The 13,473-nt window shown below is 74.1% G+C and carries 11 protein-coding genes; 7 read left to right on the top strand and 4 right to left on the bottom strand.

The genetic code is table 11. From position 1 onward, the window contains the following. Positions 1-171: 171 nt before the first annotated feature. The 6 genes from ACQP1P_RS03960 (at position 172) to ACQP1P_RS03935 (ending at position 7,987) form a co-directional block, all read left to right on the top strand. Positions 172-2,766, top strand: coding sequence for a LuxR C-terminal-related transcriptional regulator (locus ACQP1P_RS03960; RefSeq protein WP_433083190.1), 2,595 nt, complete (start codon positions 172-174; stop codon positions 2,764-2,766). Between the two features lie 20 nt (positions 2,767-2,786). Then, positions 2,787-3,311 carry a hypothetical protein gene (locus ACQP1P_RS03955; protein ID WP_433083188.1) on the top strand — a complete coding sequence of 175 codons (525 nt, stop codon included), beginning with the start codon at positions 2,787-2,789 and terminating at the stop codon, positions 3,309-3,311. Next, positions 3,308-4,147: a hypothetical protein gene (locus ACQP1P_RS03950; protein ID WP_433083186.1), complete on the top strand. Its 840-nt coding sequence runs from the start codon at positions 3,308-3,310 to the stop codon at positions 4,145-4,147. The genes ACQP1P_RS03955 and ACQP1P_RS03950 overlap by 4 nt, the downstream gene beginning before the upstream one ends. Positions 4,148-4,164: 17 nt before the next feature. After that, positions 4,165-5,724, top strand: a complete 1,560-nt coding sequence (locus ACQP1P_RS03945) for a hypothetical protein (protein ID WP_433083184.1) — start codon at positions 4,165-4,167, stop codon at positions 5,722-5,724. A gap of 24 nt (positions 5,725-5,748) precedes the next feature. Beyond that, positions 5,749-7,473: a potassium channel family protein gene (locus tag ACQP1P_RS03940; protein WP_433083182.1), complete on the top strand. Its 1,725-nt coding sequence runs from the start codon at positions 5,749-5,751 to the stop codon at positions 7,471-7,473. A gap of 91 nt (positions 7,474-7,564) precedes the next feature. Then, positions 7,565-7,987 carry a hypothetical protein gene (locus tag ACQP1P_RS03935; protein WP_433083180.1) on the top strand — a complete coding sequence of 141 codons (423 nt, stop codon included), beginning with the start codon at positions 7,565-7,567 and terminating at the stop codon, positions 7,985-7,987. Between the two features lie 59 nt (positions 7,988-8,046). Here ACQP1P_RS03935 and rpsD read toward each other — a convergent pair whose 3' ends face one another. Next, positions 8,047-8,655 (bottom strand): 30S ribosomal protein S4, encoded by a 609-nt coding sequence (rpsD, locus tag ACQP1P_RS03930; protein WP_433083178.1) that lies wholly within the window; start codon positions 8,653-8,655, stop codon positions 8,047-8,049. 43 nt (positions 8,656-8,698) lie between these two features. On the opposite strand from rpsD, the gene ACQP1P_RS03925 reads away from it, so the two are divergent. Further along, positions 8,699-9,442 carry a DUF2470 domain-containing protein gene (locus tag ACQP1P_RS03925; RefSeq protein ID WP_433083176.1) on the top strand — a complete coding sequence of 248 codons (744 nt, stop codon included), beginning with the start codon at positions 8,699-8,701 and terminating at the stop codon, positions 9,440-9,442. A 28-nt stretch (positions 9,443-9,470) separates the two neighbouring features. Here ACQP1P_RS03925 and ACQP1P_RS03920 read toward each other — a convergent pair whose 3' ends face one another. The 3 genes from ACQP1P_RS03920 to ACQP1P_RS03910 all read right to left on the bottom strand — a co-directional run bounded on the left by ACQP1P_RS03920 (position 9,471) and on the right by ACQP1P_RS03910 (position 13,469). After that, positions 9,471-11,033: a methyl-accepting chemotaxis protein gene (locus ACQP1P_RS03920; protein ID WP_433083174.1), complete on the bottom strand. Its 1,563-nt coding sequence runs from the start codon at positions 11,031-11,033 to the stop codon at positions 9,471-9,473. 185 nt (positions 11,034-11,218) lie between these two features. Continuing rightward, positions 11,219-12,604 (bottom strand): carbohydrate-binding protein, encoded by a 1,386-nt coding sequence (locus tag ACQP1P_RS03915; protein WP_433083172.1) that lies wholly within the window; start codon positions 12,602-12,604, stop codon positions 11,219-11,221. A 367-nt stretch (positions 12,605-12,971) separates the two neighbouring features. Further along, entirely contained in the window at positions 12,972-13,469 is a 498-nt protein-coding gene (locus ACQP1P_RS03910; RefSeq protein ID WP_433083170.1) for an endonuclease V, read from the bottom strand. Positions 13,470-13,473 lie beyond the last annotated feature (4 nt).

Below are 13,473 nucleotides of genomic sequence, written 5' to 3'. Positions count from 1 at the left end.
GGTGTCAATGGAACCGTTGGCACACAAGGGAAATCGCCGGACCGGAAGCGAGTGGACCACCCGGGCCGGGTGAGGCGGCGCAGCGTGCGCCGATGCTTTGCTCGTCTCGTTCAGCCCGGATGAAAGACGAGTGGAAAAGCGCGGCCGGGAAAGCGATTTCGGGGGGCACGGGTGTCACAAGCGTTGGTACAGCAGGATCGCCGGAGTTACACGGCGCCGCCATCGGTGGCGGTGCCGGACCTGCCGCCTGGCTACGTGCTGCGGGAGCGGGTCGTCGCCCAGCTGGACGCCGCGGTGCGCGCCCCGCTGACGCTGGTGACCGCGCCCGCCGGCTGGGGCAAGACCGCGGCGCTGGTCGCCTGGGCGCGCACGGTGCGCGTCGGCGACGGCGGGGAGCCGCCGGTGGTCCGCTGGGTGACCTCGCACGCCGAGCGGGGCGCGGACGTGCCCGGGCAGCTGCTCGGCGCGCTGTCGGAGGCCGACCGGCCCGCCAAGCGCGACGGCGACGACCTGCTGCGGGTCGTCGACGAGCTGCAGCGCCCGCACGTCGTGGTCGTCGACGACGTCCGCGAGATCAGCGACCCCGGCGCGCTGGCCGACCTCGAGGCGCTGGTCCGTCACGGGATGGGCCGGCTGCGGCTGGTGCTGTCGTGCCGCCGCGACCCCTCCCTGCCCCTGTACCGCTGGCGGGTCGACGGCTCCCTGACCGAGATGCGCACGAACGACCTCTCCCTCACCATCGCCGAGACGGCCGAGCTGCTCGCGGCGCACGACGTGGTGCTGCCCAGCGCGACGCTGTACTCGCTGCACTCCATCACCGAGGGCTGGCCGGCCGGGGTGCGCCTCGCCGCGATGGCGATGCGCGGGCACCCCGAGCCCGAGCGGGTGCTCGACGACGGCGGCCCGTTCAGCACCGCGGTCGGCGACTTCCTCACCGGCGAGGTGATCGACCCGCTGCCGGTCGAGACGCGGCGGCTGCTGCTGGAGACGGCGATCGCCCCGCGGCTCAACGCCGGGCTGGTCGAGGCGATCACCGGCCGCGACGACGGCGCCCGCGTCCTGGCCGAGCTCAAGGGCTCCAACACGTTCCTGACCCGCAACGCCGGCCCGGGCGGCTGGTACCGCTTCCACCCCCTCTTCGCCCGCACCCTGCACGCCGAGCTGCTGCGCCGCAGCCCCGAGCGGGTCGCCGAGCTGCACCGGCGGGCGGCCGCATGGCACAACGCCTACGGTCTGCCCGCCGAGGCGCTGCGCCACGCGCTGCTGGCCGAGGACTGGTCCGGTGCCGTCGAGACGCTCGACCGCGCCTGGCCGGACATCCTCGCCGGGGTGCGCTACGACCGCCCCCACGAGTCGGCCCCGCACGCCCCCGCCGCCGAGGAGTCGACGGACCCCCGGCTCCCGCTGGCCTTCGCGGCCGAGCGGCTGCGGGTGGGCGACCTGGAGGGGACCCGCGACTTCCTGCGCCGCGCCGGCGGCGTGCGCAACGTCGACGAGCGCACCGCGCCCATGTCCCGCGCGTTCGCGGTGGCCGAGGCGTGGCTCGGCGGCGACCCGCGCCGGATGCTCGCCGAGTTGTCCGAAATATCGGCAAATAACGATGAAAGCAGGGCGCTGACCCTCCTCGACGAGGGCGAGGCCCGCCTGCGCCTGGGCGAGCTCGGCGCGGCCGGGGCCCCGTTGCACGGCGCGCTGGTCCTGGCCCAGCGGGCGGGCATGGCCCAGGCCCAGGTGTGCGCGGCCAGCCGGCTCGCGGTGCTCGAGTCGATGCGGGGCCGGCTGCGCGCGAGCGCCCGGCTCGGCCGGCAGGCGCTGGTGACCGCGGACCGCTTCGGCATCACCGACGCCGTCGACCTGGGCTGGGTGCGCATGGCGCTCGCCGGCGTCTACGGCGAGTGGGACCGCATCGCCGAGGCCGACCGGCTGCTCGACGAGGCGCTCGACCTCGCGGCCGGGGACGCCGACCTGCTCGTGTCGATCGCGACCGTCCGCGCGAAGCTGCGCCACGGCTCCGGGCGCCTCGCCGCGGCGCTGGAGGTGCTGCACACCGCCCGCCGCGACCTGGGTGGGGCCGCGCTGGCCCCGGCGGTCGATCGCGCGCTCGCGCTGACCGAGGCGGAGCTGCGCATCGGCGGCGGCGACCTGGGCGCGGCCCGGCGGCTCGTGGCCACCGGCGGCGACCCGGACGTGTTCCCCGGCTGGGCCGCGTGCGTCGACGCCTCGGCCGCGCTCATCGAGGGCAAGGCGGCGGCCGCGGCGACGACCGCGGCGCAGTTCGCCACCCCGTCCGTCGACACCGCGCTGACCTGGACCGTGCAGGCGGCCATCCTCACCAGCCTCGCCGGGCGCACGCTGGGCGACCGCAACCGGGTGCTGCGGGGCCTCGAGGTGGCGCTGGACATCGCCGAGGAGGAGAGCTTCCGCCGTCCGTTCCTCGTCGGCGGGCACCCGGTGCGCGACCTGCTGGCCAACTTCGCGCCGCTGCTGCCCGTCTACCACCCGCTCGCCGCCGAGCTCGCGGCCGGCTCGTCGCCGCTGGCCGGGGGTGCGCGGGGCGGGGACACCAACCTCGTCGAGCCGCTGACCGAGCGGGAGCTCACGGTGCTGCGCTACCTGCAGGGCACCATGTCGAACCTGGAGATCGCCTCCACGCTGTACGTCTCGGTCAACACCGTGAAGACGCACGTCAAGAACATCTACCGCAAGCTGCACGCCGGGCGCCGGCGCGAGGCCGTCGAACGCGCGCGCGAGCTGCGGCTGTTGTGAAAGGCAGTGCGGTCCGGGTCGTGGAGCCGATGCCGGAGCCGGTGCTGCTGCTGCGCTCCGGCTCCCGCCCGGCCCGCGTCGCCGGGACCGCGACCGCCGCCACCCACCGATGCCTGTGGGGCGCGCTGGCGGCCGCGATCGCCTGGCCCGTCCTGTCCGCGTGCGGGGTGGGCCACCCGCAGGCCGCGGCGGTCGCGGTCGGCCTGCTGACCGTCCTGCCGTGGCTCGGGCCGCTGCTCGGAGTGCTGCTGGCGGCCGTGCTGGCCGCGCTGGTGCCACAGCCGTACGCCCCGCTGCTGGGCCTGGCCGCCGCCGCCCTCGTCACGCTCGCCGCCGCGCCCGCACAGCACCTGCCGGGGCGGTTCGGCCCGCTGTCGATCCCGGCCGCGTCGGCCGCGGTGGTGCTCGGCGGGGTCGCCTGGGGCGTGCTCGGGGCCCTGATCGCGCTCGCGGTCGCGAGCCTGACCGCCCGGAGTGTGGCCGCCCGCAGTGCAGCCGCCCGCAGCCTGACCGCCCGGGCCCGGCGGCCGCGGAGCGCGCGGTGATCGACTACCTGCGCGGGTTCCGCGTCGGCGTGCTGCGGCGCGGCGGCAACGCCGTGGAGCGCAGCCTCGCCGCGATCAGCGACGAGACCGGGCCCCGCCCGGGCCCGGCACGGGTCGATGCCGGGCCGTTCTGGCCGGTCGACCGCTGGGTCCACGCACTCTACGCGCTGGGGCTCACGGCGGCGGCGGCCGTGGCGCTCACCATCCACTGGCTCGACCCGCCCGTGCCCGTGCGCGGGATGCTCGCGCTCGCCTCGTCGACCGTGTTCATGCTGGCCGGGTACGCCCTCGTGCGCACGCCGACGCGGCGGGGGCGGGCGCTGCGGCGGTACCTGACCGACCCCCGCGACCGCACCGAGTTCGAGGCGGCCGCGGCCAACGCCGACCGCATCCGGCTCACCTGGCCGGCGCTGGAGCGGCTGGGCGACCCGGCCGACCCGACGCCGACGCTGGAGCGGGCGCTGTGGGACCTGGCCCAGGCCCTCGCCGAGCGCGGCGAGCTGCGCACGGCCGACCGGGACCTGCGCGCCTCCGTCGGCGAGCCGATCGGGGCCGGCAGCCTGTTCAGCACCGTCACCGACCGGCAGGCCGAGATCGTCCAGCGGCTCACCGACGTCGACGCCGAGGTGCGCCGGCGGGCCGGGCAGCTGCGCCGGCTGGCCGGGCTGTGCCAGGACTTCCTCGACCAGCGCGCCGCGCAGAACCGGGCCCGGCTGCGGGTGACGGCGGCCGAGGCGCTGCTGGGGTCGCTGCGCTCGCGGCCGGAGCCCGACCTGGTCTCGCGCACGGAAGTGGTGCTCGCCGCATACCGGGAGCTGGCCGACGAATACGGGTGATCCGGTACCCTGCCCGGGTGCGCCAGAAGGTGATGATCGGGGCCGGGTCCGTTGTCGTGGCCGTCGGGCTGTTCATAGGCCTGTGCGCCGCGTACCTGCGGATGGCCCGCGCGTTCCCGATCAACGGTGACGGGGCGAGCAACGCGCTGCAGGCCTGGGACATGTTCCACGGCAACCCGCTGCTGAAGGGCTGGGCACTGTCCGACGTGTCCTTCTACCCGACGGAGCTGGTGCAGTACGGCATCGTGCAGTGGTTCACCGGCGTCACGGCCGACCAGGTGCACGTGACCGCCGCCATCACCTACACGATGATCGTCTTCGTCGCGGCGGCGCTGGCCAAGGGCCGGGCCGAGGGCCGGGAGGCCTGGCTGCGGGTGGGGGTCGCGGTCGCGATCCTCCTGCTGCCCGTCCCCGGCACCGGATACCAGACGCTGCTGTCCTCCCCCAACCACACGGGCTCGGCGGTGCCGCTGATCCTGGCCTGGCTCGTGCTCGACCGGCTCAGGCACCGCGTGTGGACCCCGGTGCTCATCGCCCTGCTGCTCGGCTGGGGCGCGATGGGCGACCCGCTCATCACGTTCGTGGGAGCCGTACCGCTGGCCGTGGTCTGCGCCTATCGGGCCATTCGCCGCGACGATCGCCTCTACGAGCTGTCGCTGGTCGCCGCGGCCGTGGTCTCGGTGATCATCTCGCGCGGCTTCCGCCACCTGCTCGACGCGCTCGGCGCCTTCCAGTCGCCACACCCGCCGATCGAGCTGGCGCCGCTGTCGGACTGGCCGCACCGGGCCTGGATGACGGCCCGGATGGTCGGGGTCGTCTTCGGCACCCACCGCCCCGGCTGGCACCCGGCCGGGTTCGAGATCCTGCTCTCGCTGCTGCACCTGATCGGGTTCGCGGTGGCGCTCGTCGCCTTCGCCGTGACGCTGGTGCGCGCGGTGCGCGGCACGGCCGACCGGGTGGACTCGGTGATGATCGCGGCGATCACCTGCAACCTCGGCGCCGAGATCGTCTCCACCATCTCCGTCGACCTGATGGCGGCCCGCGAGATCGCGCCGGTCCTGCCGATGGGCGCCGCCCTGGCCGCCCGCTACGCCGGTCCCTGGCTGGCCTCCGGCGCTCCCGGGCGCACGGTGCGGATCGGGCGCGGCGCGCTCGCGGCCGTGCTCGCGGTCTTCGCGCTCACCGTGGTCGTCTACTCGCCGCCCCGGGCCGAGCCGTCCGAGGCCCAGGAGGCCGCGGACTACCTGCGCGAGCGGGGCCTGTCCTACGGCCTCGGCGCGTACTGGGCCTCGAACAACATCACCGTGACCACCGAGCACGAGGTCGTGGTCGCGCCCGTGGTCGGGGGCGGGGACCGGCTGGTGCCGTTCTGCTGGCAGTCGAAGGACTCGATGTACGACGCCGGCGCGCACGACGCCCGGTTCGTCGTGTTCGAGAAGGACCGCCCGTTCTACGGCACCCCCGAGCAGGCCGAGCACATGTGGGGCGCCCCGGTGGAGCGCCACGACGTCGGCAAGTACGCGATCCTGCTGTACAACGTCAATCTTCTGGTCGGTTTGCCGCCCCATTGCGGATAGCGCTTCGTCGCTACGATCGTCGCCGTGCGCAAGTTCGTCGTCTGGGGAGACAACGCGCTCGCCCGCCGGCTGGTCGGCGAGCTGATCAACACGTATTCGGCCCAGGTGACGGTCATCGTGGCCGACCTCACCGCCGGGCAGGCACCCGAGATCGCCGAGATCCGCGCCGACGACGACCCGCTGAGCCGCCCGGTGCTCATCGAGGCCCGCCGGCCGTCCCGCGCCGTGTTCGAGACCGCCGACCTGACCGACGCCGACGCGATCGCGTTCCTCGACACCGACGACGTGGCCAACGTCGACGCCGCCCTCATCGCCCGCGAGGTCGACCCGTCGATCCGGGTCGTGCTGCGGATGTTCAACACCCGCCTCGGCGCCGGGATCGTGCAGCGGCTCTCCAACTGCTCGGTGCTCTCGGCCTCGGAGATCGCCGCGCCCGCCTTCGTCGCCGCCGCGCTGGGCGACAGCAACCCGACGACGATCCGCCTCTCCGACGGCCAGCAGCTCATGGCCCTCGACCGCGCCTCGGCCAACCCCGGCAACGTGCGCTGCGGCCTGGCGATCACGGCCGAGAACGAGACCCTGCCGGCCGACGAGGAGCGCGCCGACCTCGTGCTCACGAGTGTGTACGGCAACCGCGACGCCGACCCGCCGCGCCCCCGCCGCCGCCACCCGATGCGCCTGTCGCGGCTGCTCATCGGCGGCGGCCTGCGCCGAATCCTGGCGAGCATCGTGGGCGTGCTGGCGCTGGGCACCATCGCGGTGGCCGCCGTGCGCCACGTCGGGGTCTGGAAGGCGCTGTACCTTGCCGTGCTCACCGCGCTCGGCGGCGCCAACCCGCAGGAGGACGCCCCGGTCCTGTCCCAGGCGGTCGACGTGGTGCTGGTCGTCGTCGGCGTGGCCGTCATCCCCGCCATCACCGCCGCCGTCGTCGGCATCGTGGTGAAGGCCCGCCTGGCGATCGCGGCCGGCGGCCTGACCGAGCGCGTCTCCGGCCACGTGGTCGTGGTCGGCCTCGGCAACGTCGGCACCCGGGTGCTGCGGGAGCTCAACGACCTCGGCATCGACGTGGTGGCCGTGGACCGCGACGAACGCGCCCGCGGCGTCCAGGTCGGCCGCGACCTCGGCCTGCCGGTCATCATCGGCGACGTCACCAACCCGGACACGCTCACCGCCGCGTCCGTGGCCACGGCCCGCTGCCTGGTCGTGGTGACGACCGCGGACGTCACGAATCTCGAGGCCGCCCTGATCGGCCGCAACCTGCACCCCAGCCTGCGGGTCGTGCTGCGCCTGTTCGAGGAGGAGTTCGCCCAGCGCATCAAGACCGCGTTCGACATCAACCTCTCGCGCAGCGTGTCGTACCTGGCCGCGCCGGCCTTCGCCGCGTCCATGGTCGGCAGCGAGGTCATCGACACCATCCCGGTCGGCCGCCGGGTCCTGCTCGTCGCCGAGGTGCCGGTCGGGGCCGGCTCGCAGCTCGAGGGGCAGTACTTCCGCGCGGTCAGCGAGCCGGGCCTGGTGCGCCTGGTCGCCGTCCAGACCGGCCGCGCGGGCCTGGGCGTGGGCGTGCAGACCTTCTGGGCCCCGGAGCAGAACCGCTGGCGCACGCTGGACCGCACCCACACGATGGTCGTGGTCGCGACGCGAGCCGGCCTGGTGGCGCTGCTGGAACGCGCCGCGGGCATCGAGAACCCGCCCCCGTTCCAGCCCCCGGCGGCGCCACCGCTGCTGACCCCCCGACCCCGCCGCTGAGTGCCTCGTCGTTGGTGGCACGTTTCCGGGATTCGCCGGGTCCGGCGCGCTCGTACGGTATTGCTCAACGACGACTTCCCAGGGGGACATGATGAGCGACTACGACATGGGCGACACCGGTCACGGCGACGTGGACTACGGCCACTACGAGGCCGGTCAGGAGCAGGGCTCGCTGGACCAGATGCACCACGCCGCGGGCTCGGAGGCCGACTACAACAACCAGTACGGCGTGTACGAGCAGGACCACCACAGCGCGGAGTCCACGGACTTCGCGCAGGGCCACCACGTCGAGTACGACGCGCCGGCGGCCGTGCACTACGAGTCCGACGACTACACGAACTACTCGCACGACGCGACCTCGGACGACCACGTGTTCGCGGCCGAGGGCAGCGAGAACGCCCACCAGGCCAACTTCAGCGAGCTCGACCAGCTGGAGCAGAGCTTCGGCAAGTCGTTCGTCGACGGCACCGAGTTCCACGCCGGTGGCGGCCAGTTCGGCGTCGCGGCCAACTAGCCCCAAAACCGCACGAACGGCCGGCCACCCCGCGGGGTGGCCGGCCGTTTCGCTGTGCGTCAGCGGCTGTAGAACTCGACGATCAGCTGCTCGTCGCAGAGCACCGGGATCTCCGGGCGCAGCGGCAGCCGAATCAGCCGCGTGGTCAGCCCGGCCAGGTTCGTGTCCAGGTAGGGGGCGGTGCGCTCCCCCGCGTGGGCGCCTGCGGCGGCGACCATGAACGGCGTCTTCGCGCGGCTGCGCTCGGCGATCTCGATGACGTCGCCGGGGCGGACGCGGTACGACGGGCGGTCCACCCGCCGGCCGTTGACGTTCACGTGCTGGTGCGTCACCACCTGGCGGGACTGGTAGATCGTGCGCGCGAACCCCGCCCGCAGCACCACGGCGTCCAGCCGCAGCTCAAGGTCCACCACCAGCTCCTCGCCGGTCTTGCCGGGGCGGCGCACCGCCCGGTCGAAGGCGGCCCGCAGCTGGTTCTCGCGGATGTTGTACTGCGCCTTCAGCCGCTGCTTCTCCAGCAGCCGGACCTTGTAGTCGCTGACCTTCGGGCGCGCGCGGCCGTGCTGGCCGGGCGGGAACGGGCGCCGCTCGAAGTACTTGACGTCCTTGGGGGTCAGCGCGATGCCCAGCGCGCGGGAGCGGCGGACCTTGGGGCGTGACTGGTTCACGGGGCTCCTTTCGAATAAGGTAAGCCTAACCTTAGGAGGTCGGATGTCAACGTTCCCCACCCCGGCCGAGCGCCTGCGCTCGCTGCTGGCCGCCGCCGGCTCGCTCACCCTGCACGTTCCCGGGCGCCGCTGCGACCTGGTCGGCGCGCATCGGGTCGAGGGCGGGCGCATCCTGCTCGACGTGCCACCCGACGCCTTCGCTGCGTACGACAGCGCCGCCGCACTCGCCGCCGACGACAGCGCCGCCGCGCTCGCCGCGGACGACAGCGCCGCCGCGCTCCAGGTCGACGACAGCGCCGCCGTGCTCGAGCTCACGGACGTCGCCCCGACCTCGGTGCGCTCGCGCGTGCGGGCCCGCGCCACGTTCGGCGGCTGGCTCGGCGTGCACCCCGCAGGCGGGCTGGCGCTCGATCTGGCCGAGGCCACGCTGCAGGACCCCGCCTACGGCCGCGACGCCGAGATCACCGTCGACCCCGACGAGTTCGCCGCGGCCGAGCCCGACCCGCTCGCGCACGTCGAGGCGGACCTGCTGTGCCACCTCAGCGACGCGCACCCCGACGCGGTCGACCGCCTCGCCCGGCTCGTACCGCCGCACCACCTGCACGGCGTCAAGCGTGTCGTGCCCGTCCGCCTCGACCGCTACGGCGTGGTCCTGCGCCTGGAGTTCGCGGGGCGGGCCCGGGACGTACGACTCCCGTTCCCGACGCCCCTGAACCGCCCCGAGGAGGCCGGCGACCGGATGCGGGAGCTGTACGCGCTGGCCCGCTGCTGCCCGGGCGGCCACTAGACACCGCTGGGCCTGAAGACCTCAGGCACTAGACACTGAAGCGCGACACGAGCGTGCGCAGCCGGCCGGCGGTCTCGGTGAGCGACGACGCGGCCCGGCTCGAGGCCGCGGCCGCCTCGGTGACCGCCTGCGCCGTGGTCGCCAGGTGCGTCACGTTCGCCGCGATGACCTGCGTCCCGGCCGCGGCCTCGCTCACCGAGCGGTTGATCTCCTCGGTGGTGGCCGTCTGCTCCTCGACCGCGGACGCGATGGTGTTCTGGTAGTCGTTGATCTCGTCGATGATCCCGGCGATGCGCCCGATCGCCTCCGTCGTCGCGCCGGTGTGCGTGCGGATCGACCCGATGCGCCGGGCGATGTCCTCGGTGGCGCGGGCGGTCTCCTGGGCCAGGTCCTTGACCTCGCCGGCGACGACCGCGAAGCCCTTGCCGGACTCGCCGGCCCGGGCCGCCTCGATGGTCGCGTTGAGCGCGAGCAGGTTGGTCTGCGCCGCGATGCTCGTGATCGTCTTGAGCACCTCGGCGATCTCGCCGGAGGCCACCCCCAGCAGCTGTACCGTGCCCGAGGTCTGCGCCGCCGTGTCCACCGCGCTCATGGCGACCACCGCGGCCCGGGACGCGTTCTGCGCGATCTCGGCGATCGCCGCGGTCATCTCCTCCGAGGCCGTGGCCACCGTGCTCACCCCGGCCGAGACCTCCTCCGCCGCCGAGGCCGTGGTCTGGGCCTGCAGGTTCGCGTTGTCGGCGCTCACGGCCGTCTCCCCGGCCGAGCGGCTCAGGTCGCCGGCGGTGTCGGTCAGCGAGGTCGCCGTCGAGCCGAGCGCGCCGACCGTCTCGCGCATCGCCGCCGTGGCCCGGTTCAGCGCCCGGCCCATGTCCGCCAGCTCGTCGCCGCCGCGCACCGCGACGCTGCCGGTGAGGTCGCCCCCGGCCACCCGCCCGAGCGCCGCGACCGCCGCGCGCAGCGGGCGCACGATCCCGCGCACGATGACGATCGCGAGCGCGGTCACGATCGCCAGGGCCGCGAGGGGGATGAGGACCGCGAGCCAGGCCCCGCGGGTGACCTGCCGCTCGCCGGCCACGGTGGCCTCGGCGATGGTGGTGGTGTTGAGGTCCTCCAGGTCCGTGAGGCCCTTGAAGATCTTGTCCTCGAGCGGGCCGAGGACGTCGTTCGAGGCCCTGGTCGCCGCGGCGGGGTTCCCGGCCTGGACCAGCGCGACGACCTTCTGGGCCTCGCTCTGGTACGCCGCGTCGGCGCTCGTCACCGTGTCGAGCACGCTCGCCTCGTGGGGGGAGATGTCCAGCCGGCGGTAGGCGTCGAGCCACCGCACGAACTCGGCGTGATCGGCGTCCCACTCCGCCAGGAACTCGCGATCGCCGCTGGCGACGTAGCTGCCCAGGTCGTCGGCCTGCCCGGTCTTGGCGACCTCCATCTCGAGCGCGGCCCGCACCGACGGGTGGTCCTGCTCGGCCACCTCGTCGAAGCGGCTCGCCAGCCCGTTGAGCAGCGCGCCGAGCACCACGGCGGTGGCGGCGACGCCCAGCGCGGCGAGCACGATGAGCGCCGCGAGCTTGCGGGCCACGGTGACCTTCATGTCCGACTCTTCGGCGCCCTGCCGCGGCAGGTGAGCGAAACGAGGCGAGCCGCGGCAGGTGAGCGAAACGAGGGCGAACCGCGACAGGTGAGCGAAACGGGGCGAGCCGCGGCAGATGCGCGCAACGGGGCGAGGCCGCCGCCCGATGACCCTTCGGGCGGCGGCCTCGTCACCGGTGGTGCCGGTCAGCAGGCTCCGTTGTCGGTCCACACGTTCTGCGAGTTGTTGCCGGGGATGTCGCCCTGGGTCCACCACTTCGCGGTCCACTTGTGACCGCCGTAGGAGACCGTCGCCCCGCCGCTGTACGCGGTGCCCGAGTTCCAGGCCGCCGGGCAGGTCGGCGGCTGCGTGGTGCCCCCGCCGCCGCACGCGCCCTGGTCCACCCAGACGCTCGCGGTGCCGGGCGTCTCGCCCTGGGTCCACCAGGCCGCCTTGTAGGTGTGGCCGTTGTACGACACCAGCGCGCCGCCCGAGTACGCGGTGCCCGAGTTCCAGGCCGCCGCGGTGCACGTGCCGGTGCCGGGCGTGGTGGGCGGCGGGCCGCCCGTGGTCGGGTTCGTGGTGGGCGGCGTGGCCCCCGCGAAGCGGGCCGTGTACTTCGTGAACTCCCACGCCGTCTGCGGCACGCTGCTGCAGGTGCCCGACGTGGTGGACTGGTTCGGGTCGGCGCACTGGCGGTCGCGGTTGACCGACCAGTAGGTGTACCGCGCCAGGTGGTGCGAGGTCGCGTAGTCGAGCACGGTCTGGAAGTCGGCCTGGCGGAAGTACTCGCCGGCGTCGCTGCGCCCGTTCATCAGCGAGACGCCCTCGTGGGCGTAGGCCGTGGCGCTGTCCCAGCCGAACGTGCTCATCAGGATGCCGTGGAACGCCTCGGCCGCGGCGGTCTGCGAGGACGCGCCGTTGAAGCCGCCGTCGAACGGCATGATCGAGTAGTTGTTCGGGGTGAAGCCGAGGCTCTTGGCGTTCTTGAGCATCTCGGTGCCGAACCAGCCCGTGCCCGCCGCCGTGCCGGCCGTGGTCACCGAGACGTAGAGGCCGGGGTTGTCCCGCTGCAGGATCTGCGCGGCGCCGAGCTCGTTGTTCACGGCCGCGGCGTTCTCGTACTCCGGCTCCTCGAGGTCGAAGTCGATCGCCTTGAGGGAGTACTTGGTGACCACCTGCTGGTAGGCGGCGGCGGTCGCGGCCGGGGTGCCGCAGGTCTGGCCGAGCTTGGTGCCGCCGTACCCGCCGATGGAGACGCTCACGTCGCCGCCGGCGGCCCGGATGCGCGAGATGAGCGCCGCGGCCTCGGTGTCGGAGGACACGGGCCGGGTGCCGTCCCACGTGGGCGTGCAGCCGCCGCCGTTGGGGGCGAGGATGAAGGCCAGCTGGAAGGCCTTCTGCCCGGTCGCGTTCATGACCGCGATGGCGTCGGGCGGGCTGTTGTCGAACGGCATCAGGTACGGCGCCGAGGCGTACCAGTTGCTGGTCAACGCGGCACTGGCGGACTGCGCGTTGATCACGCCGAGGGTCGTCGCACCCAGGGTGGCGGCGGCGGTCAGCGCGAGGGGGATCAGGGTTTTGCGTTTCATGGACCCCTCCACGAGCACTACGGACGTGACGCTAACTGTTAACAAAGTTAAGCGTTGTGCGAGGAACGTACAGCGTTGTCGATGCCTCCGCAAGTGCTCTTAAGGTCCTTAACAGTTTGAATATTTTCTATGCCTGCCCGGCCGCGGGCGAGCGCGTCGACGCGGCGCGGCGCGCCCGGCATCCGGCAGGAGCCGCACACAACCCAGCCCCGCGCCTACACCCAGCCGCGCGCCAGCGCATCGACCCGGCGCGGCGCGCCCGGCACCGCGCAACCCGCCCCGCGCCTACGCCCGGCCGCGGGCGAGCGCGTCGACGCGGCGCAGCGCGTCCGGCATCCGGCAGGAGCCGCGCAACCCGGCCCCGCGCCTACACCCGGCCGCGGGCGAGCGCGTCGACGCGGCGCAGCGCGTCCGGCATCCGGAAGGGGCCGCACATCCCGGCCACGAGGGCGGCCGCGTCGGACCGCGGCAGGCCGGTCGCGGTGACGAAGAGCGGCTTCGACGCCCCGCCGCGCAGCACCGGCACCGCGTGGGTCGCGGTGTGGAAGGACGTCTTGGCCACGCCGATCACCGGGATGCCCAGGGCCTCGTGCACGTGGGCGCCGAGCCCCGGCCGCCCGCCGGGGTCGAGGTCCACGTAGCCGTCGACGATCAGCAGCTCGACGGGGTCGACGCCGGCCAGGACGGCCCGGATCGCCGGGAGCTCGCGCCGGTAGAACTGCCCGGGGACGTACGCCTCGACCTCGTCCAGCCACGCGACGCGCTCGGTCTCGACCGCGAACCCGGGCAGGGAACCGGCCACGAGCGCGGCCCGGCCGCCGCCCGAGTCCGGGTAGTCCACGTCGACGGCGCCGCTGCGAATCATGCCG

Source organism: Dactylosporangium sp. CA-052675, from assembly GCF_050947935.1.
Classification (GTDB): domain Bacteria; phylum Actinomycetota; class Actinomycetes; order Mycobacteriales; family Micromonosporaceae; genus Dactylosporangium.
This window is presented reverse-complemented; position numbering and strand designations above follow the sequence as displayed.